Below are 21,331 nucleotides of genomic sequence, written 5' to 3' on the forward strand. Positions count from 1 at the left end.
CCATGAGTGATCATGGGGTTTTTTATTGCCTGGCAAATCTTACAGCGGTGTTGGCTGAATGATCTCAACCCAGTACGCGTCCGGGTCTTTCACGAAGGCCAGGCTTTTCATGCGGCCATCACTCAGGCGCTTCTGGAAGTCGCAACCCAGCTCTTCAAAGCGTGCGCAGGCCGCGACGATGTCCGGTACCGAGATGCAGATATGGCCAAAGCCACGCGGGTCGGTGTTGCCGTTGTGATAGGCAAAGCCTGCGTCGTTTTCGGTGCCGTGGTTGTGGGTCAGTTCCAGGATGCCGGGAATCGACTTCATCCACTGGGTGCGCTCGGCGGCGTCGGCCGGGATCTGGGCCTTGTCGACCAGGGCCAGGAAGTACAGGCTGAATTCGGCTTCCGGGAAGTCACGTTTTTCAACCAGGGAAAAACCCAGGACGCGGGTGTAGAAATCCAGCGACTTGGTGATGTCCTTGACCCGCAGCATGGTGTGGTTGAACACGAAGTTCGAGGTGGCGGTGTCAGGTTGGGCGGTGACGCCCGGGAATGTGTTCAGTTCGTGCAGGCTCATGGGCCCTCCAGAGAAGAATGGGGCAAACGTGGCTCCGGTTGGAGCATCCCTTGGCTTGCGGCTGGCATCCTTGCAGCCGGTCCATGATACGCAGCCATGCCTGCTGCGCCAAATGAAAAAGGTCACGCAGCCCTTGCGAGCAGCGGGTGCGGGGGGCCAAACTTTGTCGCTTGAACCTTGAGTGTTTTTCGCAATGATCGGATTTCGCGCACCGCTGTTAACGACCCTGGGCCTGTTGTTGGGCAGCACCGCCGTATGGGCGGCTGACCCGGAAATTCATTGGCCCAGCGGCTGGCAGGTGGAGGAGGTGGTGCCCGACGATCAGGCGCCGGCTCAGCCTTCCACAGTGTCGCGCCAGCGTGCAATAAAGAATGATGAAAATGGTGCGACGTTAATGGTCATGGAGTTGACGGGCACCCCGATCGAAGTGGGGCATACGGTCAACCTGCAAGGTGTGCTGCTGGAAATGCGCAAATCCATCCAGAAGGACTTTGCCCAGGGTGGTTATCAAAGTGTGTGCACCAAGATGCACCCCACAACATTGAGCCGGCTTGAAGCATTGGAAACTACCTGTGTCATCACCGAGAACGGTCGGCACGTGCTGTCGCAAACGTTGGTCGGGGCGGTTGATACCGATAAGGCCTATGTTTTTTCATACGCAGGCCAGGCCGAAGCTTACGAGTCCAGCAAGGATGAAGTCAGTTCGGTGCGCGACAGCCTTAAACTTTGAGCGCTGTAGCCAAGGCAGAAAATATTCGAATTGAACAAAGTGAAATGTTTTTTAAAGTTCGTTTTTGAAGATGCCACGGTACTATTTTGTTTCAATATTGCTGCCCGAAAACAAGAAAGCCCTGCATGTGCAGGGCTTTTCTTAGTGCGTTTGTACTAGTCGCAAGGCATTAGCCGCGAAGCCAGGAATCTACAGTGGCTGCGCCGTACTGTTCTTTCCATGCCTTCAGGCCGCGGTGATTGCCGCCCTTGGTTTCGATCAGTTCGCCAGTGTGCGGGTTGTGGTAAACCTTGACCACACGTGCACGGCGCTGTTTTGGTGCGGCGGCGACGGAAGCGCCGGACTTGCTCGGGTTAGGATCCAGGATGGAGATGATGTCGCGCAGGCTTTTGCCGTAGGTTTTCATCAGCCCTTGCAGCTTTTCTTCGAATTCGATTTCTTTCTTCAAGCCAGCATCGTTCTTCAGGGATTCCAGCTGGGCAAGCTGCTCTTGAAGGGCTTTTTCTGCTGCGCGAAATTCGGCGAGTCTGGACAAAATCTATACTCCAATAGTGTATTTGGCTGATATCTACTGCAAACAAAGCGATAAGCCAAGAGCCTTAAGGCGACTCAATGAAAGTGGCCCTCCTGCCAATTCAGCACAGGCAGGAAAAATTGTAGTAGTTAATCAGCCATGAGTAAATCATGTCTTTTGTATAATTAACAATATTTCCATTGAAGTGGCTGGCTATTCAATGGCCGTTCAGGAATCTAATGAACTCGTCGCAAGGAACAGGCTTGCCAAACAGGTAACCTTGCAAGAAATCCACGCCTTGAGCGGCGAGGTAATCGCATTGTTCTTGTGTTTCGACGCCCTCTGCCACGATGCCCAGGTCGAGCTTGGCGGACAGTTCAATGATGCTGTCGAGTATATGCCGCGAGAGTGCATCAACACCGATCATCGCTACAAAGCTTTGATCTATCTTCAAGTAATCGACATTGAAGTTGCGCAAATAACCCAGGCTGGAATGGCCGGTGCCGAAGTCGTCGATCGCGATCATTACCCCCATTTCATGCAGCGCCTGGAACAACTGGCGGGTGATGTCGGTGGGCTCGATCAACTCGCGCTCGGTCAATTCAAGTACCAGGATCACCTTGCCCGGCGGGAAGGCGGCGAGGAATTCCCGGCAGTCCTCCACCAGCTCCAGGTCGTGACAATGGCGAGCGGTGATGTTGATACCTACATGAAAGTTGTCAGCAAATTGCTCGGCGTGGGGCGCCAGTTGTGCGGCGGTCCGCCGCATCAGGGCGCGGGTCATTGGCACGATCAGGCCGGAATGCTCGGCCAGGGGAATGAACAGGTCCGGGCGCACCAGGCCTTCCTTGGGGTGATTCCAGCGCATCAGCACTTCGCAGCCGGCCCACTGGCTAATGTTGTCGCCACGCACCACCGGCTGATAATACGGAATGAATTCATTGGCGCCCAAGGCCCGTTGCAGCTCATGGGTCGGTGCTGACGAGCGTTTTTGCAGCCAGTGCGCGAGCAGGCCCGCCAGTACGCCAAAAAACACCACCAGGACGAACAGCGCCGGAAACCGGTCTTTCATGTAGCGCCATGTTTCGCCTTCCGGCATCCCGACTTCCACGCTGTAGGTATACCGCTTGGAATCGAGATGATGCTGGGCCACGGCAAAGGCCGGCAGCGCCGTGTTGTGAACCTTGCCATCGGCCGACAGCCAGTTGGGCCCGACCTGCAGCACCAGGTCGGCAAAGCGGCTGATCAGGCGCAGGGCGTTGGTCAGGTGGTAGCCATCGATAGACGCAAACGCGCCCCGGTCTCCTTCGGTGAGGCGATACACCAGCAAGGCGGTGTCGGGCGTGACCGGGTTGCCTTTCATCAGCCAGAGCCGCCCGTTGACGTAGTCTTCAGGGTTGACCGGCGACTGGTAGTTGCCGCCAAACAATGAGCTGCAATAAATGTTTCTCTGCCAGGACAAGGTCGTGGCGCGCACGAAGGGGCGGCGGGTGACTTGTTCGCGCAAGGCCAACTGTGTTGGAAGATCGCATTCGTGGCCTGCCAGCGGCAACAGCTCCTGGGCGGCGAGGGCAGTGTTGTCGAGCATCAAGTCAAACTGGCGCACGGCTTCTTCGGCGGTTTGTGCGGTGCTTTGTTCCAGTGTGCGTTCGGCCTGCCAATACAGAATGAGCACACCCAGCAAGATCGGCAGTGCCCCGCAAAGTGCGGTGACCAGGACACGGGTGGAGCGGTTGCGTGGTTTTTTTGCGGTCAGGGGCATGGCAGCTGCCTTCGGCATGAGACGGGAAGGGTACGTAAAATCGTTAAACAACTTTCCCATGCACATAAGCCAAAAAACGGCGATTTACCACTGCGCGGGCCTTTCTGGTTCTCCAGTCCGCCCCTCCAAGGGCTTTGACATATGTAGATATAGTTGTGAATGGATCGAATCTCAACGTGGGCGCCACGTAAACCTACGAAAGCTTTGGCCAAAGTACCACATTGCCTTGGAAAGCTTTCGTTAGCCCATTCTATTAAGGAAGCGTTGATGATGAAGAAACAACTATTGGCGATGGCATTACTGGCAGCCTCTGGGGTAATGGCTACTGCCGTGTCTGCCGAAGACGGCACCATCACAATTTCCGGCGAGGTGAAAGGCACGACTTGCACCATCAGCGGTGGCACTGGCGTTTCGCCGGGTTCGGGCAACAACTTCCCGGTGGTCCTGCAGACGGTCCAAACCTCGGCCCTTTCGACTGCGGGGCAAACGGCTGGGGCAAAACCGTTCTATGTGTACGTCGGGGGTAGCCCAACGTGCCCGGACGGGACTGTTGTTGCGGTCTTGTACGAGGCTGGCAGTCCGAACATCAATCCAGCCACCGGCAACTTGCGTAACGTTGCAGCCGCAACCCCGGCGGCCAACGTTGAAGTACAACTTGTCGACGGTGCTGTGAACAGGCCAATCGACCTGCGGTCCGGTCTCAATTCCACGCCTGCAACCATCGTCGGCGGCTTGGCGACCTTGCCTTTCTCGGCACGCTATATCGCCACGGGTGGTCCCGCGGGTGCGGGCCTGGTCAATACCAGCGTGCAGTACTCCGTTACTTTCCCTTGAATAGGCCGGGCTGATTGCTCCGGCACTTTTGCCTGAGGTTCTCACCCGGTGGCGTGATTGCCGGGTGCAGACAATTGTCTATCAAGGAATACACAATGTTCGATCTTTCAACGACACTCAGCCGTTTTCTGACGTGGGCTGTAGTGGGGCTCGGCCTGAGCCAGGTGGCCCAAGTGGCCTGTGCCGGGATCGTTATCAACGGTACGCGGCAGATTTATCCAGAGCAGCGCCGTGAGATCACGATCCAGCTGAGCAATGATGACCAGCAGGCTCCTCGCTTGGTACAAGCCTGGGTGGATGCCGGTGATCAGCACCAGGCTCGAGAGCTGAACGACGTTCCTTTCAGTCTTTCGCCTCCGGTCTTTCGCCTGGATGCGGGGAAGGGGCAGGCCATGCGCCTGGCCTACAACAAGGAGCCACTGCCCAGCGACCGGGAGTCCTTGTTCTGGCTGAATGTGCTGGAAGTGCCCGCCCGGGTTGACGAGTTTGACAAATCAACGGAGGAGAGTGAGCGCAATCATCTGCAATTTGCCTTCCGTATCCGTACCAAGGTGTTCTTCCGGCCGACCGGCTTGCCCGGCAAGGCAGATGAGGCGCCGACACAGCTGCGCTTCAGTCTGCAGCGCAACGCCAAGGGCGTCGTATTGCAGGTTCAGAACCCTTCGGCGTATCACGTCACGTTCAATGAAATAGCCGTGTCCATGGGCGCGCAGCCGGGCGCGAGAGTACTCCCGGTGGAGGCGGGCATGATCGTGCCGCGCGGAACGCTGAGCCTGCCGATTCGCGGGGCGGTGGCCGTTATCCCTGCCGATGCCGAAGTGCATTTCAAGTACATCAATGACTACGGCGCGTTTTCGCCCACGCAGCGCGCCGCACTGCAATTGTGATCGCGAACACCTGGCTGTTGACGTCGGCTGCATGGCAGCACCCACCGTTCGCTGTTGAAAACAGATTGCCCTAACGCCCTTTCTGAAGTCCTGACTATGCCTACTTACGTTCAACTACGGGTGTACCGTTGCGCCCCGGTTTTGCCCTTCAAACCTGGAAGGTTGATGCTTGGCGGGCTGTTCGGCGCGGTATTGATCTCCTCCGAGATGGCTTTTGCGACCACGCCGACCTTTGATCTGGGGGCGTTCTCCGGCGGTACGGCGGCCACGGTGGACATGTCCCGTTTCAATACCGGCAACGTCATGAGCCCGGGTGTTTACCGCGTTGATATCATCGTCAATGGTCAGCGCGTGGGGCGCCGCGATGTCGACTTTATCTCCCTCGATACGAAAAGTGGCGCCGTACCCTGTTTTTCCCCGCAAATGCTGGACCAGCTGGGTATTGCGTGGGACAACGTTGATCGCGACGCCGGCCCTGACGTGAAAACCAGCCCGCGGCTGGACGGCGCGCTCTGCGGCGACCTGGGGCAATGGATCCCGCTGGCCAGCAGCAGTTTTGATGCCTCGACGCTGGAGTGGTCTGCCAGCGTTCCGCAGCTCTACCTCAAGCAATCCGCCCGGGATTATGTCGATCCGGCCTATTGGGATGACGGCGTCACCGCCGGCTTGCTCAATTACAACTTCAGTACGTCGGCCCGCACCTCGGGCAACGTAGACGACCGATCCTACCTGGGCATCAATACGGGCGTTAACCTGGGCAGTTGGCGTTTGCGGCACCAGGGCGCCCTGAGTCAAAACTCTCGCACTGGCTTGCAGCCTTATCAAAATACCGCGACTTACGTGCAGCGCAGCATCGCCCCCTGGAAGTCACAGCTGACCATTGGCGACAGCTTCAGCAGTGGGCAGATTCTCGACGGGGTCCGCATACGCGGTGTGACCCTGGCGACCGACGAGCGCATGTTGCCGCAATCGCAACAAGGCTATGCGCCGCAGGTTCGTGGTGTGGCAAGCAGCAATGCCACCGTCACGGTCAGCCAGAACGGTTACACCATTTATGAAACCAAGGTTGCTCCAGGTCCCTTTGTCATCAGTGATTTGTTTGCCACTGGCTCCGGTGGCGACCTGACCGTCAGCGTGACCGAAGTGGATGGGCGCCGGAACACCTTTGTAGTGCCTTACTCCGTAACCCCACAGTTGTTGCGTGCCGACGCCACCCAATACAGCGCGACCTTGGGCGAGGTGCAGCAGCGGGGAATCGAAGGCAAGGCTCCATCGGTGTTCCAGGGCACGTTACAGCGAGGCCTGACCGACGAGCTGACGTTGTATGGCGGCGGCTCATTTTCTGAAGGTTATAACCAGGGCAAGGTCGGCGTGGCGGTGAGTACGCCCCTTGGCGCGTTTTCCCTGGACGGCAGCGGGTCACGCACGAGTGTGCCGGGGCAGGGCAATTTATCCGGCCATAGCTTTGGCCTGGGCTACAACAAGAACTTGCCGAGCTCGGGTACGCATTTTTTGCTGGGGGCCTATCGTTTTTCGTCGGACGGTTTTCTCAGCTTGCCCGATGCAATCAACGTGCGTGATCTCGGGCGCCGGAACGAAGACATCAATGGCTATGCCCGTCAGAAAAGTCGTGTTGACGTGACGGTCAGCCAGAAACTCGGGGACGGTACGTTGAGCCTGTATGGCAGCTCGGTCGATTACTGGGGGCAGCAGCAAGGGCGCCAGACCTCGTTCACCCTGGGTTACGGTTCGAGTTGGAAAAAACTCAACTGGAACGTTTCGGCCCAGCGCTCGCGGATCGAGGACACCCGTCGGTTGACGGATGGTGAACTCGCAGACGAGGTGTTTTTCGGGCGGACTGCGCAACAGGGGCGCATCGACAATCGCTTCATGCTGTCCCTGTCGATGCCATTGGGCAGTGACTTCAATTCGCCCAGTATCAATACCTCGTTATCCCGTGACACCGGTTCGTCCCGCTCCACCCAGCAGCAAGTGGGGATCAACGGTTTGTACGGGGAAAATGCCGAAGGCAGCTATGGGATTTCGGCTAACCGCAGTACCAGCGGGGGTAGCAGTTCCAGCGACGTCAATACGTATGCGGGCTACCGCACGCGTGCGGCCAACGTGCGGGTGGGGTATGGCCAGAGCAGGGACAGTTCTCAGTTGTCCTTCAGTGCCGATGGCGCTGTTGTTGCTCACGCGGGTGGCATGACCTTGTCCCAAAGCCTGGGGGAGGCCTCGACGCTGGTTCATGCACCGAATGCCGAAGGCGCGATGCTGGGCGGCTCTGGCGGCACCCGTATCGACAGCAGCGGCTACGCAGTCGTGCCGTCACTCAGGGCTTTCCAGAACAACGTGGTTGAAATCGATCCCGAAGGCACCTCTCTCGATGTGGAACTGAAGGAGTCAACCCAGACGGTGGCGCCGACGTTGGGCGCAGTGACCTTGATCACCTTCGAAACCATCAGCGGGCGTGCCGTGATACTCAAGGCCACGCAGAAAAACGGCCAGCCACTGCCATTCGCCGCCCAGGTGTTCGATGAGCAGGGCCGGGAAGTGGGCGTGGTCGGCCAGGCCAGCAAGGCGTTTGTGCGGGGGATCGCGGACAGCGGTTCGCTTACCGTGAAATGGAGCGATGCGGCGGGTGGGCAATGCAGTATCGACTATCAATTGCCGAAACAAATCAGTGGCGAGCGGCAAGTCAATACCGATTTTCTGCAAGGCCAATGCGTGGTGATGCGGGCACCGCACGCGGTGACAGGAATATGAAAATGTACGATTTATTGGAACACTCAAATTATTCTTGGAGAGTTGGGAACATGGCCATCCGCTTCTGTCGTTCAATGGTCACCAAGCTTGGGCGCCGAACGTGGACCAAGGCAGGGAATCGGTTTGGGCGCGGCGTATTGATACTGTGCGGTCTGGTGGCATCGTCCAGTGTGTTCGCCTTTGGAACCTGTCAGCCAAGCGGGGCGAGAGACTTTGTTATCTCCATCCCGTCGCCCATCACAGTACCTCCCGGAACGGCAGTCGGGCAGGTAATCGGTAATACGAGCGGGTATGCCTTCAACAGTCAATCCGTGATGCGCTGTACTTACACGGACATATTTCACCCCAGATATGCTGAGTCGGTTATGCGGGGCTATTTGGGTGGGGAAGACTCACTCGTTCGCCTTAACGCGTTGGGTCTGAGCATACGTGTCTATCGCACGAATGTGCCGGGGGTGGGGATAGCAGTGGCGGCTCAGGACCCCAACCGTCCAATGGTTGCACTGAGTGACAGACTCACCGTTCTTTACGGAACCACGCAAAACAAACCCGGCGCCTGGGGGGCGAACGTACGCGTCTTTCTTGTGGCGATTGGGCCTACAGTCGGAGGAACCATCAGGTCCCAGGAGGTAGCAACTTTTGATCTACGTCCCCTCGATTTGATCATCCACAATGACGTCCGATTCATCATTCCCGGGGTTGTTATAAACGCTCCGCTAAAACCCACCTGCAGCGTTACCAAGCCTTCCGTGCCAATGTCTCTGGGGCAAGTGACGGTCAGCGCATTCAAAGGGGTCGGCAGTCATGCCGGCAGTGCCACCGAAAGCATCCGACTCAATTGCGGGGGCGGTGGCGGCAGCACGCTCGATGTATTCGTCACGGTGACCGACCAGACCCAACCGGCCAACCGTACCGACGTGTTGTCCCTGGCCGGAGGCTCAACCGCCGGCGGTGTGGCGTTGCAACTGTTGCGCGGGCCCACGCTGATCCGCTATGGCGCCGACTCCTCGGCCATCGGTAACCCCAACCAATGGTTGGCAGGCAGCACAGGCAACGGTACGTTTTCTATCCCGCTGACCGCCCGTTATATCCAGACCGGTTCCAGCATTACCCCAGGCACGGCAAACGGTGTGGCAACGTTCACCATGGCCTATCGCTGATGCCGGGGATTTTGAACCCGGCGGGATTTGCATCAGGCCTGGCGTTGCTGCTGTTTTCGAGCTTGCCCCGCGCGGAAATCGTGATTGATCGCACCCGGGTGGTCTATGCGGCGCCGGCACGGGAGGTCACGGTCAATCTGAAAAACGAGAGCAGTGGTCCGCGCCTGGTACAAGCCTGGATCGACGACGGGGATGCGCAGCTGGCACCCGAACTCAGCGATGTGCCTTTTAGCCTGAGCCCGCCCATCGTGCGCATGGAGCCGGGGCAAGGCAAGGCGTTGCGACTGACGTTCAACGAGAGGGAGGGCGCCGCGCTGCCCACGGACCGGGAGTCGGTATTCTGGCTCAACGTACTGGGCGTTCCTCCCAGCCCCGAAGGCCACGCCAATACTGTGCAAGTGGCGTTTCGCACGCGGATCAAGCTGTTTCTGCGGCCCAAGGCGCTGTCGATGTCCAGTCTGGAGGCTGCCCGGGCGCTGAAATGGCGCAAGCTTGCGGGGCCGGAACCGAGGCTTGGGGTCAGCAATCCCAGCGCCTATTACGTGACCCTTTCCAACGTAGTGTTGACCGTCAATGGCGCGCAAAGCAGTAGCGACGACCCGCCGATGATCGCGCCGCATTCAGCCGAGGTGGTGCTTCTGACAGGGGCGGACCGGTCCCGGGACAAGCCCGGGATAAGCTTCACGACCATTGACGACAACGGCTCAACACAACGCCATCAAGCCGAATGGACGTCCGATGAGTAATCCAGTTGGGTTGCCAGCTTTATAAACGCCAGGGTGGCGGGAGACGATTGGCGTTGATCCAGCACCGCCAGCCCCACCTGGCGCTTGACGGCAGGTGCCAGTGGCTTTTTCAAATAACCTGGATCGTTCGTCTGCGGCAGTGACAACTCGGCAACGATGGTCACGCCATCCCCGCGCCGGACAGTGTCCAGCGTGCTCAGCAACTGCGAGCAGCGGTAGCGGATGTCCGGTTTGAGCCCGGCCCCGAGGAACAGGCGCGACACCAGCTCGGCAGACCCGGCCTGGGTCAGGATAAACGGGGTGTTGCATAGCTGCTTCAAGCTGATCCAGGGCTGATGGGCTGAAGGATGGTTTACGGGCAGAAGGGCCACCAGTTGATCCTCGATCAACGGGAACGTATCGAAACGTTCCTCGGGCATGACCACGAACGCCACGTCGACGCGCCGCTCTTCCAGCCACTGCATTACCTGCCGATCCGGCCCTTCATCCACATGCACCTCAATGCCCGGATGCAACTGGCGAAAGCGCTGCAGAATCCTGGGTAACAATCGAATCGACGAAGTGGGCCCGAACGACCCGATGCGCAGCGTGCCGCGTTTCATGCCGCGGGCGTCGACGGCTTCCTGTTGCAGTGTGTTGGCCAGCCCGAGCATGGCCCGGGCGCGCAACAGCAGTTGTTGGCCGATATCACTGAGTTCGACCTGGGATTGATGGCGGCGGATCAACTCCACTCCCAACTCCTGCTCCAGGGATTTGATTGCGTGGGACACCGCCGACTGGCTGATGCCCAGGCGATTGGCAGCGCTGGTGAAACCTTGCAGCTCGGCCACCAGGGAGAAGATTTCCAGCTGGGTAAGGGTCATGAGTATTTACTCATTTTACGATGACAAAGGATTAGCCAAACAATAAGCCAATCCTGAATGTTTGAGTAGAAATCCGATGACACCGACCTCCGACCGTCTCACGTATCTGAAACTGGCGGCCGTGACCATGATCTGGGGGGGCACCTTCGTTGCCGGGCGTTATCTGGCCGCTGGCCTGGACCCGCTGCTGGCGGCGACCGTGCGTTTTGTGCTGGCCAGCCTGGCGTTGCTGGTCTTCCTGGGCGCGGCGCGAATTCGACTGGTGCGCCCGACCAACGCACAGCTTGCGCAACTGACCGTCCTCGGCTTTTTCGGGATCTTTTTCTACAACCTGTGCTTTTTCTTCGGCCTGCAGTACATCAACGCGTCCCGTGCATCGCTGATCGTGGCGCTGAACCCGGCGGTGATTAGCCTGGCTTCGTGGGTGTTGTTCAAGGAGCGCCTGGGGCCGCTCAAACTGCTGGGTATCGCGCTGTGCCTGGGCGGTGCAGGGCTGGTGATCGTCAGTCGCAACCCGCAGCTATTGCAGGGCGCCGCGAACGCCTGGATCGGTGACCTGCTGATTTTTGGCTGTGTGGTGGGGTGGGGCGTGTATTCGCTGTTTTCCCGCAACCTCAACCAGAGCCTGGGCCCGCTGCAAACCGTGACCTGGTCGATCCTGTTGGGCACGCTGATGCTGACGATCACCACGCTGGCGACGGGCCGGTTGACGGTGGCCGCGCTGGGCGCCATCGATCTGCCCCAACTGACGAGTTTGTTGTACCTCGGTGTACTGGGCTCGGCGCTGGCCTATATCGGCTATTACGATGGCCTGCGCCGTATCGGCGCCACCCGCGCGGGCGTTTTCATCGCTCTCAATCCGCTGACGGCGGTCATCTGCGGCGCTTTGCTGCTCGGTGAGCAACTGACCGCACCGATGCTGATGGGCGGGGTCGTGATCCTGCTGGGCATCTACCTGTGCAACAAACCCCTTGCGCGCGCCCGGGCAATGGGGATTTGATAAGAGTACGGACAAATCTGTTTACGCTGTGTAGAATCGATTTACGCATACAAGAATAAGGACTTGCGCTAACGCAAGCCTCGCCCGTAAGAGACTGATGTAATCATGAAGCTACTCGGGTCCGCCCTCATCTTTGGTGACTTCCTCGCCCGCAGCGTGCGGGGTATCTCCTGTGCGCCGCCTGCCCACCTCATCCTTGCTGGCAACTAACGACATCCGTTAATGAAAAGAATGATGAGGCACCGAAAATGACAGACCTGTACGAAAACCCAATGGGCCTGATGGGCTTTGAGTTCATCGAATTCGCATCGCCAACCCCGGGCACCCTGGAGCCGATCTTCGAGATCATGGGCTTCACCAAAGTGGCGACTCACCGTTCCAAGAACGTGCACCTGTACCGCCAGGGCGAGATCAACCTGATCCTCAACAACGAACCCAACAGCATCGCCTCCTACTTTGCGGCCGAGCACGGCCCGTCGGTGTGCGGCATGGCGTTTCGCGTCAAGGACTCGCAACAGGCCTATAACCGGGCCCTGGAACTGGGCGCCCAGCCTATCCATATCGAAACCGGCCCGATGGAACTGAACCTGCCGGCGATCAAGGGTATCGGCGGCGCGCCGCTGTACCTGATCGACCGCTTCGGCGAAGGCAGCTCGATCTATGACATCGACTTCGTGTACCTCGAAGGCGTCGAGCGCAACCCGGTGGGTGCCGGCCTGAAAGTCATCGACCACCTGACCCACAACGTGTACCGCGGGCGCATGGTCTACTGGGCGAACTTCTACGAGAAGCTGTTCAACTTCCGTGAGGCGCGTTACTTCGACATCAAAGGCGAGTACACCGGCCTGACCTCCAAGGCCATGAGCGCCCCGGACGGCATGATCCGTATCCCGCTGAACGAAGAATCGTCCAAAGGCGCCGGCCAGATCGAAGAGTTCCTGATGCAGTTCAATGGCGAGGGCATTCAGCACGTGGCGTTCCTCACCGACGACCTGGTCAAGACCTGGGACGAGCTGAAGAAGATCGGCATGCGCTTCATGACCGCGCCGCCAGACACCTACTACGAAATGCTCGAAGGCCGCCTGCCGAACCACGGTGAGCCGGTGGACCAACTGCAAGCGCGGGGCATCCTGCTGGACGGCTCGTCGGTGGCGGGCGACAAGCGCCTGCTGCTGCAGATCTTCTCGGAAACCCTGATGGGGCCGGTGTTCTTCGAGTTCATCCAGCGTAAAGGTGATGACGGTTTCGGCGAAGGTAACTTCAAGGCACTGTTCGAATCCATCGAGCGCGACCAGGTACGTCGCGGTGTGCTCACCGCTGACTGATGGTTGATGTAAAAAAGCCCGGTCGTGGATATCCGCGACCGGGCTTTTTTTTGCCTGCAATCAGGCTTTGCGCTGGCGAACCAGGTGTTTGAAACCTTCGTACACCAGCACCATCACCGCCAGCCAGATGGGTATATAGGTCAGCCACTCTCCGGCCTTGATGCTTTCTCCCAGCAGCAACGCCACCCCGAGCAACAGCACCGGCTCCACATAGCTGAGCAGCCCGAACAGGCTGAAGGCCAACAAGCGGCTGGCGACGATGTAACACACGAGTGCCGATGCACTGATCACGCCCAGCATCGGGATCAAGGCGTACAACCCCTTGTGGGCATCGAGCACCGCAAAGCCCTGTTCGCCGCTTTGGACGAACCACAACGCCACCGGCAACATCAGCGCCATATCGAGCCACAGCCCGCCAAGGTGGTCGGTCTTCAGGCGTTTGCGCACGATGAAGTAGATCGGGTAACCGATGATCACCACCAGCGTGGCCCAGGAGAAACCGCCTACCTGGTACAACTCGTTAAGCACGCCGCAGGCTGCAAAAAACACCGCGACCTTTTGCAGGCGTGACAGCTGTTCGCCATACACCAGGCGCCCGGTGAGCACCATGGTCAACGGCAGCAGGAAATACCCCAGCGATACATCCAGGCTGCGACCGTTGAGCGGCGCCCACATGAACAGCCACAACTGCACCCCCAGCAAGGCCGAAGACAACACCAGCCCGCCGATCAAACCGGGTTTGGCTGCGGCCAGCCGAACCAACTCCCAGGCGCGGCGCCACTCGCCGCTGACGATCATGAACACAGTCATGCAGGGCACTGTCAGCAGCATCCGCCAGCCGAAGATCTCCAGGCCGCTCAAGGGCGTGAGCAGCGACGTGAAGTAATACATCACGGCAAACAACACCGAGGCCAATACCGATAACACAACACCTTTAGACACGCTGTCCTCGCGAAAACCGATGGCTACAAAAGAGGGGAGATTTCAGGGAGGGAATATAGTGCTTTTGCGGCGAGATGTTTGCGCTGTTTTGTGGTGAGGGGACAAGCCCCCTCACCACAGGGCAGGTGTAGGCCGCTCGGCTATCGTGCAATCCGACCCGACACGAAATGGCTCACATCATTGAATCCCGGCGTCGAGGCATGCCCCGGTGTCACCAGCGAATCAATAAACGCCTCATCCTCCGCCGTGATCTTCACCTCCAGCGCGCCGGTGTAGGCGTCCCACTGCGCCTCGGTGCGCGGCCCGACAATCGCCGAGCTGACCGCCGAGTTATTCAGCACCCAGGCAATCGCGAACTCGACAATCCCTACGCCGCGGCCCTGGGTGTATTGCTGGATCTGCTGGGCAATGCGCAGGGACTCGACGCGCCATTCGGTTTCCAGGATGCGCTTGTCCTGGCGCCCGGCGCGGCTGCCGGCTTCAGGTGTCACGTCCGGCGCATATTTGCCACTGAGCACGCCACGGGCCAGCGGGCTGTAAGGCACCACACCGAGGCCATACGCGGCAGCGGCGGTGATCTGCTCCACCTCGGCCTGGCGGTTGACGATGTTGTACAGCGGCTGGCTGATGATCGGCTTGTCCACCCCCAGGCGCTCGGCCACGCGGATCACTTCAGCGATGCGCCAGCCGCGGTAGTTGGACAGGCCCCAATGGCGGATCTTGCCCTCGCGGATCAAGTCGCCGATGGCCGAAACCGTCACCTCCAGCGGCGTGTTGTGGTCTTCACGGTGCAGGTAGTAGATGTCCAGGTAATCGGTGTCGAGGCGCGTCAGGCTGGCTTCGAGCGCATTGAAGATCCGTTTGCGGTTCAAGCCGCTGCGGTTTGGCAGGCCATCCACCGGGCCGATGCCCACCTTGGAGGCCAGCACCCAATCCTGGCGCTGGCGAGCGATGGCTTCACCGACGATTTCCTCGGAGCGCCCGCCGGTGTAGACGTCGGCGGTGTCGATAAAATTGATGCCTTGGTCCCAGGCCTTGTCGATGATGCGCAGCGAATCCTCAGTGTTGGTCTGCTCGCCAAACATCATGCTGCCCAGGGTCAGCGCGCTGACTTTCAACCCGGACTGGCCCAGTGTGCGGTAAATCATCGTGAACACCTCAAAAGGGGGAGACAGTACTTACCCAATACCAGAGAGCAAGGCTCTGGAACAAGCCCTGCGACGGTTATTGCGGTAATAGTTCGGCGCAGCGCTGTTGCAGGAAGCGGTGCAGGACCTTGACCCGTTCCGACACTTGCAGCCGGTGCGGGCACATCAAATTGAACGGCGTCGGCTCGCCTTGCCAATCGGTGAGCAGCGGCACCAGGCGCCCGGCCTTGATATCGCGGGCCACATCCAGCCGCGCTTTGTAGGCGATGCCATGGCCGGCCAGCGCCCAGCGCCGCACAATCTCGCCGTCATCGCTCAGGTAGTCGCCTGTCACCTCGACTTCCTGGAGCAGGGCGCCCTGGCGAAAGTACCAGGTGTTGTTCGCACGGCCCTGGCGCATGTAGCGCAGGGTGCTGTGTTGCGCCAAGTCCTGGGGCGTGCGCGGTGTGCCATGGCGTGCCAGATACTCAGGACTGGCACACGCCACGCGCTGGTGATCGGGCACCACCGGCAGTGCCACCAGGCTGGAATCCCGTGGCACGCCAAAGCGCAGGGCAATGTCGACGGTCTCGCGGAACAGGTCGGCATTGCTGTCGTTGAGCAGCAACTGAAGGCGCACGTTCGGGTGTTCGAGCTTGAACTCGTCCAGCCAGCCCAGCAGCACATTGCGCCCGAAATCCGAGGGTGCCGCCAATTGCAGCAAGCCACTCAAGCTCTGGCCTTGCTGCTTGATCGCCTGTTCACCTTCCGACAACGCCTCCAGGGCCACGCGCACGCTGTCGAGGTAGCGCCGGCCTTCTTCGGTCAGCCGCATGCTGCGGGTGGAGCGCGCCAGCAGCCGGATGCCCAGTCGGGTTTCCAGGCGCTTGAGGGCGATACTGGCTGCGGCCGGAGTCAGGCTGAGGCTACGAGCCGCAGCGGACAGGCTGCCCGTATCGGCCGTACGCACGAAGACTTCAAGGTCGAGGATCGAACTCATCTGTAAAAATCCTTTAAAGATCTTGTCGTTTTACCGGGATTTTTCAACGATTGCCAAGCTGGGAAGATGAAACCTCATTTTCCCAACCAGGTATTTCTCCATGACTTCTCCCCTCAACGGCAAAACCGTCATCGTCATCGGTGGCAGCAGCGGCATTGGTGCAGCCGTGGCCAAACAGGCTGTGGCACGCGGGGCCCACGTGGTGCTGGCCGGACGGCGCTTGTCTTCAACCGTGGAGAACGGTGTGCGCAGCGAGCAGGTGGATGTGACCCACGTCGCCTCGTTGCAGCGCCTGTTTGAAACAGTGGGGCGTTTTGACCATCTGGTCTATACCGCCGGCCCTGCGGTGCAGGCCAAGACGTTGATCGAGACTGACCTGAACCTGGCGCAAGACAACTACAACGTGAAGCTCTGGGGTTCGCTGCGGGCGATCCAGGCGGCGCTGCCATTTCTCGGCGAGCACGGCAGCATCACCCTGACCTCGGGCCAACTGGGTCGTCGAGCGGTGGCGGGGCAGTTCATCAAGACCGGGATCAATGCGGCGACTGAAGCGCTGGGCAAGCAGTTGGCCAAGGAGCTGGCGCCACGTCGGGTCAACGTGATCAGCCCGGGGGTGATCGACACCGATGCGTATGCCGGGTTGTCCGAGGAACAGCGGCTGGCGATGTTTGCCAAGGCCGGCGGGGCGTTGCCGGTAGGGCGAGTGGGGCAGGCCGAAGAAGTGGCTGCCGGGTATGTGCTGGCGATGGAGAACGGGTTTATCACGGGTAGCGTGATTGATGTGGATGGTGGCGGCTTGTTGTAAGTCGAAAAAAGTCGCCAGCGTTATTGCACCCAGCCGTCTGAGGCTGGGTGTTTTTCTCCCGCAAGGGTGCTCAACATGCTTTATCGGTCAACGACATCGAACGTGCCTTCTGCGTAAAACTCGCGATCGTCTGCGGTCCTGAATTGTGCTTTGAAATCGCCTTTGGCATGACCCGTTTCCGGCAAAGATTCCAGGCTGATTTTGCCGCTGTACGCGTTGTAAATGCCGATGCCTGCGCGCTGGCCGATGATGACTCTTACCTTCGCGTCATTGTCGCCGAGGCTATATTCTCCCGGAGCAACGCCTTGCTCTACGTAGACCGTAAAGAAGTGCTGATCGGGCGGCCAGTCGATGAACTCCCTGCCTATGACCTGGTAGTAGGGTGGGATAACTACAGGATCTTCATAAACAATAGTGACGTCTTTCGCGCGAAATTCAGCAAAGGGAGGGGACGCGCCGCTCAGCGCCACGAGAAATTCGCCAGTTCCGTTATGTACGTCAAAAACGCCCCTGGAAACGTTGACGGTATAGGTCTGCCCGTTTTGGGTGGTGGTTGCGAAAAAGTTGAAAGTCGCATTCATCCTGTTGTTCTTCAGGGAAACGGTTATTTCGCCTTCCGTCGCCTGAAAATTAATGCCTTGAGAAAACAGAATCGCGCCCGCGCCGGAGGCGCCAAAGCGATAGGTGTGTTTGCTCCCATCCTGGGGAAGGTCCAGCGGCAATATAATTGTGAATGTATACGATTGATAAGGGTGCTCGATGACCTGGCGTGCGGTGAGGGTCCAGGCATAGGGCTCTTGGTGCAGCTCAAAAACCTGGCCATCAAATTCATGTGCAAAATAGCCCCTGATCTCGGCAGTAAAGGAGCCCTTCGCAAAGGGGATAACAGGGGAGGGAGTGGGCCGATTCATTGTGATTGTCCTCGTCTGTCAGATTGGAAATCTGATGACTCGATCCTAATGAATGCCAAGGAGGCGAGATACTGTCAAAGTTGACAGGTGTTAAACGGGGTTTTTATATAGCCAACTGACAGGTTGGCAAGATGCCCTCCCTGAGAGGGCATCTGGATAGAGCTGATAATTCTGCAAAGAGCGCGTCATACGAAACGCCCGAGGTCGTATACGAACCTGCAGAATTAGTACCGCGGCGCCGGAACCGGTTGTGGCGGGTAGTAGTAGCCTGGAGGCGGCGGCGCCTGGTAGTACACCGGCGGAGGTTGCTGGATGTACACCGGCTGCGGCTGGACGTAAACCGGCTGTTGCACGTAGACCGGCGGCTGGGAGTTGGCGACGACCGAGCCTACGACGAGCCCGCCGACCACGGCCCCCAGCAACGCCGGGCCCCCCCAGCCCCAACCACCACGGTAGCCACCGTGACCCCATCCATAGCCGTACCCGCCACGGGCTTCTGCCTGCCCCGCGATGGCGAGGGTGGCAATCAGCACGAGGGCTACTTTCACTTTTGAGAGTCGACTGATCATGACAAGTCCTCTACTTATGCATCGAACCGGTTTTAATCATATTCCCGGGCATACGTTTCAGACAGTGCTTTTTGAGGGGATTACGCGGCGCCAGAGTAAAGGTTAGGTAAGGTTTGTAGCCTGTTTGTTACCTGGCTCTGGCGTTGAAGTGAATACGGGTGTCCGGCGGTGTTCTGAATATAAAAACACCGGCGCCGCCATGGATGTCGACAGCGTCGGTGTACCCTGATGTCAGGCGTTGAGTGTCCGCGTCATCCGCAACGCCAGCACACTGCCCGCCACAATCACCGCCGCCAACAAGTACAGCGCCATGTCGGTAGATCCGGTGGCATCCTTCACAAACCCGACGATATACGGGCTGAGGAACCCGGCCATCTGGCCCATGGAGTTGATCAGTGCCAAGCCACCCGCCGCAGCGCCTGCGCTGAGCATGGCGGTCGGTACCGGCCAGAACATCGGCAGACCGGTGAGGGCGCCCATGGTGGCGATGGTCAGGCCGAGGATCGCAATCGCCGGCGTGGTTGCAAAGTTGACCGCAATCACCAACCCGATCGCGCCCATCAGCATCGGCACCACCAAGTGCCAGCGACGCTCCTTGCGCAAGTCGGCAGAGCGGCCCACCAGCAGCATGAACACCGCCGCCAGCAAATACGGGATTGCACTCAACCAGCCAATCACCAGGTTATCGCTGAAACCCATGTTCTTGATGATCGACGGCAGCCAGAAGTTGATGGCGTACACGCCGCTCTGGATGCAGAAGTAGATCAGGCCGAACGCCCAGATGGCCGGGTTCTTGAACACTTCCAGCAGCGAGTCGCTGGTGGTTTTCGGCTTGTTGGCCAGGTCGGTCGCCTGGTCGGCTTCGAGTACTGCGCGTTCATGGGCCGTGAGCCATTTGGCGTTGGCAAAGCTGTCGCTGAGCAGGAAGTAGGCGAGGGCGCCGAGGATCACCGTCGGGATGCCTTGCAGCAGGAACATCCACTGCCAGCCTGCCAGCCCGCCCTGGCCTGCGGCGAAGTGGTTGAGGATCCAGCCGGAGAACGGGCTGCCGAGCAAGCCGGACACCGGGATCGCCGACATGAACAGCGCCATGATCCGCCCACGGCGGAAGGTCGGGAACCACTGCGAGAGGTACAGCACCACACCCGGGAAGAAACCGGCTTCAGCGGCGCCGGTCAACAGGCGCAAGCCGTAGAAATGGGTGGGAGTGGTGACGAACAGCAGGCAGGTGGACAGGGTACCCCAGACGATCATCATCAGCGCAATCCAGCGCCGTGGACCAAACCGGGTCAACGCCAGGTTGCTCGGTACGCCGCACAGCACGTAGCCGATAAAAAAGATCCCGGCACCGAGGCCGTACACGGTCTCGCTGAATTTCAGGTCGTCGAGCATCTGCAACTTGGCAAAGCCGACGTTGACGCGGTCGAGGTAGTTGAACAGGTAGCAGATGAAAATGAAGGGGATCAGGCGCAGGGTAATGCGCTTGTATACGGCGTTTTTATCGTCATCGGTGGCCTGGGTGACAGCGGCGCTCTGTGACATGGCAGTCTCTCTTTATTATGATTTTTCGCGATGCGAGGGTAACGTTGATCGCCCAATGAGTCTCGGCCACCTCAAGGGGTGATGTCTTTGTGCTCGCGCACAGTCAGGCATGGTTTGCGCTGTGCCTATGAACAACCCGTTTTTTCAGGAATTTAGCCCCATGTTCGAGCTGGATCATGACCTGGCGCAGGATATCGTCAATCGCACCATGGCGATCCTGCCCTACAACGTCAACGTCATGGACAGCCAGGGCCTGATTCTGGGCAGTGGCGAACCGGAGCGTATCAACACCCGCCACGAAGGCGCGCAACTGGTGCTGGCGAACGTGCGCGTGGTGGAAATCGACAGCCAGACTGCCAAGCACCTCAAGGGCGTGCAGCCCGGGATCAACCTGCCGTTGTTGCACGATCAGCGCCTGATCGGCGTACTGGGCATTACCGGCGAGCCGGAAGTGCTGCGTACCTATGCCCAGCTGGTGCGCATGACCGCCGAAATGCTGGTGAGCCAGCGCCACCAGCAAGCCGAGCAGCAATGGCGCCGCCAGCGTTGCGATGATCTGTTGGCGCTGCTGCTGGCCGAGACCGGCGATTCGCCGCGCCTGGTGGACGAAGCGCAGCAACTGGGCCTCAAGCCGCAATTGGCGCGCACGCCGTACCTGTTTGAACTGGGTAGCGGCCAGTCGGCCGAGGCCTTGAGCGCCTGGCTGACCTCGCGCTACCCCGACAGCTGGTGCGTCAGCTCCGCGCAGTTTTCCCTGTTGTGGTGCCGGCCGGCGTCAGTGCAAGTCGACAACCCGCGCCTGCTGGAAAAGCTCGAAGGCCTGGGCTGGAACATCCTGCGGGTTGCCGTTGGCGGGCAAGCGGACGGCCTGGCCGGGCTGCGCCGTTGTTACCGGCGTGTCGGCGATCTGCTCGCCTATGGCCGCGATGTGTTGCCCGAATCACGTTTGCTGACCCTGACCCGTTACCGACTGCCGGTGATGCTCTGGCGCCACCGCAACGACGATGCCCTCGACGAACTCCTCAACCCGCTGCGCAAGGTGCTGGCCAAGGACGGCAACGGCCAGTTGCTGGCGACCCTGCGCAGTTGGTGCGACCACGACGGGCAAAGCCAGGCCTGCGCCGATGCGCTGGGCATCCACCGCAACAGCCTGCGCTACCGCATGGAGCGCATTGCCGAGCTGAGCGGCGTTGACCCGCTGACCCTCGACGGCATGCTCGCGTTGTACCTCGGCGTGCAGCTCTTGCCCCAGGCTTTGTCGAAATGAACAACAAACCCCAGCCA

At 59.4% G+C, this 21,331-nt stretch carries 20 protein-coding genes; 10 read left to right on the plus strand and 10 right to left on the minus strand.

Going from position 1 to position 21,331, the window contains the following annotated elements; translation table 11 throughout:
• Positions 1-39 precede the first annotated feature (39 nt).
• Complete coding sequence (gloA, locus tag P3C29_RS26840) at positions 40-561, minus strand: lactoylglutathione lyase (RefSeq protein ID WP_275965868.1); 522 nt, start codon at positions 559-561, stop codon at positions 40-42.
• A gap of 193 nt (positions 562-754) precedes the next feature.
• On the opposite strand from gloA, the gene P3C29_RS26845 reads away from it, so the two are divergent.
• Entirely contained in the window at positions 755-1,291 is a 537-nt protein-coding gene (locus P3C29_RS26845) for a DUF4946 domain-containing protein (protein ID WP_201124291.1), read from the plus strand.
• Positions 1,292-1,460: 169 nt separating this feature from the next.
• Here the strand turns inward: P3C29_RS26845 and P3C29_RS26850 are convergent, their stop codons facing one another.
• Both P3C29_RS26850 and P3C29_RS26855 read right to left on the minus strand, forming a co-directional pair.
• Positions 1,461-1,826: a histone-like nucleoid-structuring protein, MvaT/MvaU family gene (locus P3C29_RS26850; protein ID WP_010171383.1), complete on the minus strand. Its 366-nt coding sequence runs from the start codon at positions 1,824-1,826 to the stop codon at positions 1,461-1,463.
• A gap of 196 nt (positions 1,827-2,022) precedes the next feature.
• Positions 2,023-3,567 carry an EAL domain-containing protein gene (locus tag P3C29_RS26855; protein ID WP_201124290.1) on the minus strand — a complete coding sequence of 515 codons (1,545 nt, stop codon included), beginning with the start codon at positions 3,565-3,567 and terminating at the stop codon, positions 2,023-2,025.
• A 267-nt stretch (positions 3,568-3,834) separates the two neighbouring features.
• On the opposite strand from P3C29_RS26855, the gene P3C29_RS26860 reads away from it, so the two are divergent.
• The 5 genes from P3C29_RS26860 (at position 3,835) to P3C29_RS26880 (ending at position 9,963) form a co-directional block, all read left to right on the plus strand.
• Positions 3,835-4,401 (plus strand): fimbrial protein, encoded by a 567-nt coding sequence (locus tag P3C29_RS26860; protein ID WP_201124289.1) that lies wholly within the window; start codon positions 3,835-3,837, stop codon positions 4,399-4,401.
• Positions 4,402-4,496: 95 nt separating this feature from the next.
• Entirely contained in the window at positions 4,497-5,288 is a 792-nt protein-coding gene (locus P3C29_RS26865) for a molecular chaperone (protein ID WP_275965869.1), read from the plus strand.
• Positions 5,289-5,453: 165 nt separating this feature from the next.
• A complete protein-coding gene (locus P3C29_RS26870; protein WP_275965870.1) occupies positions 5,454-8,057 on the plus strand; it encodes a fimbria/pilus outer membrane usher protein in 2,604 nt (867 codons plus the stop codon).
• Between the two features lie 494 nt (positions 8,058-8,551).
• Positions 8,552-9,217, plus strand: a complete 666-nt coding sequence (locus P3C29_RS26875) for a fimbrial protein (RefSeq protein WP_275965890.1) — start codon at positions 8,552-8,554, stop codon at positions 9,215-9,217.
• Positions 9,217-9,963 carry a fimbria/pilus periplasmic chaperone gene (locus P3C29_RS26880; protein WP_201124286.1) on the plus strand — a complete coding sequence of 249 codons (747 nt, stop codon included), beginning with the start codon at positions 9,217-9,219 and terminating at the stop codon, positions 9,961-9,963. The genes P3C29_RS26875 and P3C29_RS26880 overlap by 1 nt, the downstream gene beginning before the upstream one ends.
• Here P3C29_RS26880 and P3C29_RS26885 read toward each other — a convergent pair.
• Complete coding sequence (locus tag P3C29_RS26885) at positions 9,936-10,826, minus strand: LysR family transcriptional regulator (protein ID WP_275965871.1); 891 nt, start codon at positions 10,824-10,826, stop codon at positions 9,936-9,938. The two genes, P3C29_RS26880 and P3C29_RS26885, sit on opposite strands and share 28 nt — an antisense overlap.
• Before the next feature lie 76 nt (positions 10,827-10,902).
• On the opposite strand from P3C29_RS26885, the gene P3C29_RS26890 reads away from it, so the two are divergent.
• On the plus strand, positions 10,903-11,826 hold the full coding sequence (locus P3C29_RS26890; RefSeq protein WP_275965872.1) for a DMT family transporter: 924 nt from the start codon (positions 10,903-10,905) through the stop codon (positions 11,824-11,826).
• Positions 11,827-12,074: 248 nt separating this feature from the next.
• Positions 12,075-13,151 (plus strand): 4-hydroxyphenylpyruvate dioxygenase, encoded by a 1,077-nt coding sequence (gene hppD / locus P3C29_RS26895; RefSeq protein ID WP_275965873.1) that lies wholly within the window; start codon positions 12,075-12,077, stop codon positions 13,149-13,151.
• A gap of 60 nt (positions 13,152-13,211) precedes the next feature.
• On the opposite strand, the gene rarD is transcribed toward hppD, so the two are convergent.
• The 3 genes from rarD to P3C29_RS26910 form a co-directional block, all read right to left on the minus strand.
• A complete protein-coding gene (gene rarD, locus P3C29_RS26900; protein ID WP_169388597.1) occupies positions 13,212-14,093 on the minus strand; it encodes an EamA family transporter RarD in 882 nt (293 codons plus the stop codon).
• A 140-nt stretch (positions 14,094-14,233) separates the two neighbouring features.
• Positions 14,234-15,241, minus strand: coding sequence for an aldo/keto reductase (locus P3C29_RS26905; RefSeq protein ID WP_169388596.1), 1,008 nt, complete (start codon positions 15,239-15,241; stop codon positions 14,234-14,236).
• Positions 15,242-15,317: 76 nt separating this feature from the next.
• Positions 15,318-16,220 (minus strand): LysR family transcriptional regulator, encoded by a 903-nt coding sequence (locus P3C29_RS26910; RefSeq protein ID WP_010171369.1) that lies wholly within the window; start codon positions 16,218-16,220, stop codon positions 15,318-15,320.
• Positions 16,221-16,320: 100 nt separating this feature from the next.
• On the opposite strand from P3C29_RS26910, the gene P3C29_RS26915 reads away from it, so the two are divergent.
• Positions 16,321-17,025: an SDR family oxidoreductase gene (locus P3C29_RS26915; protein WP_275965874.1), complete on the plus strand. Its 705-nt coding sequence runs from the start codon at positions 16,321-16,323 to the stop codon at positions 17,023-17,025.
• 80 nt (positions 17,026-17,105) lie between these two features.
• Here the strand turns inward: P3C29_RS26915 and P3C29_RS26920 are convergent, their stop codons facing one another.
• The 3 genes from P3C29_RS26920 to P3C29_RS26930 form a co-directional block, all read right to left on the minus strand.
• Positions 17,106-17,936 (minus strand): hypothetical protein, encoded by an 831-nt coding sequence (locus P3C29_RS26920; protein ID WP_201124281.1) that lies wholly within the window; start codon positions 17,934-17,936, stop codon positions 17,106-17,108.
• Positions 17,937-18,160: 224 nt separating this feature from the next.
• Positions 18,161-18,505, minus strand: coding sequence for a hypothetical protein (locus P3C29_RS26925; RefSeq protein ID WP_275965875.1), 345 nt, complete (start codon positions 18,503-18,505; stop codon positions 18,161-18,163).
• A gap of 231 nt (positions 18,506-18,736) precedes the next feature.
• Positions 18,737-20,047 carry an MFS transporter gene (locus P3C29_RS26930; protein WP_275965876.1) on the minus strand — a complete coding sequence of 437 codons (1,311 nt, stop codon included), beginning with the start codon at positions 20,045-20,047 and terminating at the stop codon, positions 18,737-18,739.
• Positions 20,048-20,207: 160 nt separating this feature from the next.
• Between P3C29_RS26930 and P3C29_RS26935 the strand changes: the two genes are divergently transcribed.
• A complete protein-coding gene (locus P3C29_RS26935) occupies positions 20,208-21,314 on the plus strand; it encodes a sugar diacid recognition domain-containing protein (RefSeq protein ID WP_275965877.1) in 1,107 nt (368 codons plus the stop codon).
• The last annotated feature ends 17 nt before the right edge of the window (positions 21,315-21,331 follow it).

Source organism: Pseudomonas sp. 1912-s (assembly GCF_029269205.1).
GTDB lineage: Bacteria > Pseudomonadota > Gammaproteobacteria > Pseudomonadales > Pseudomonadaceae > Aquipseudomonas.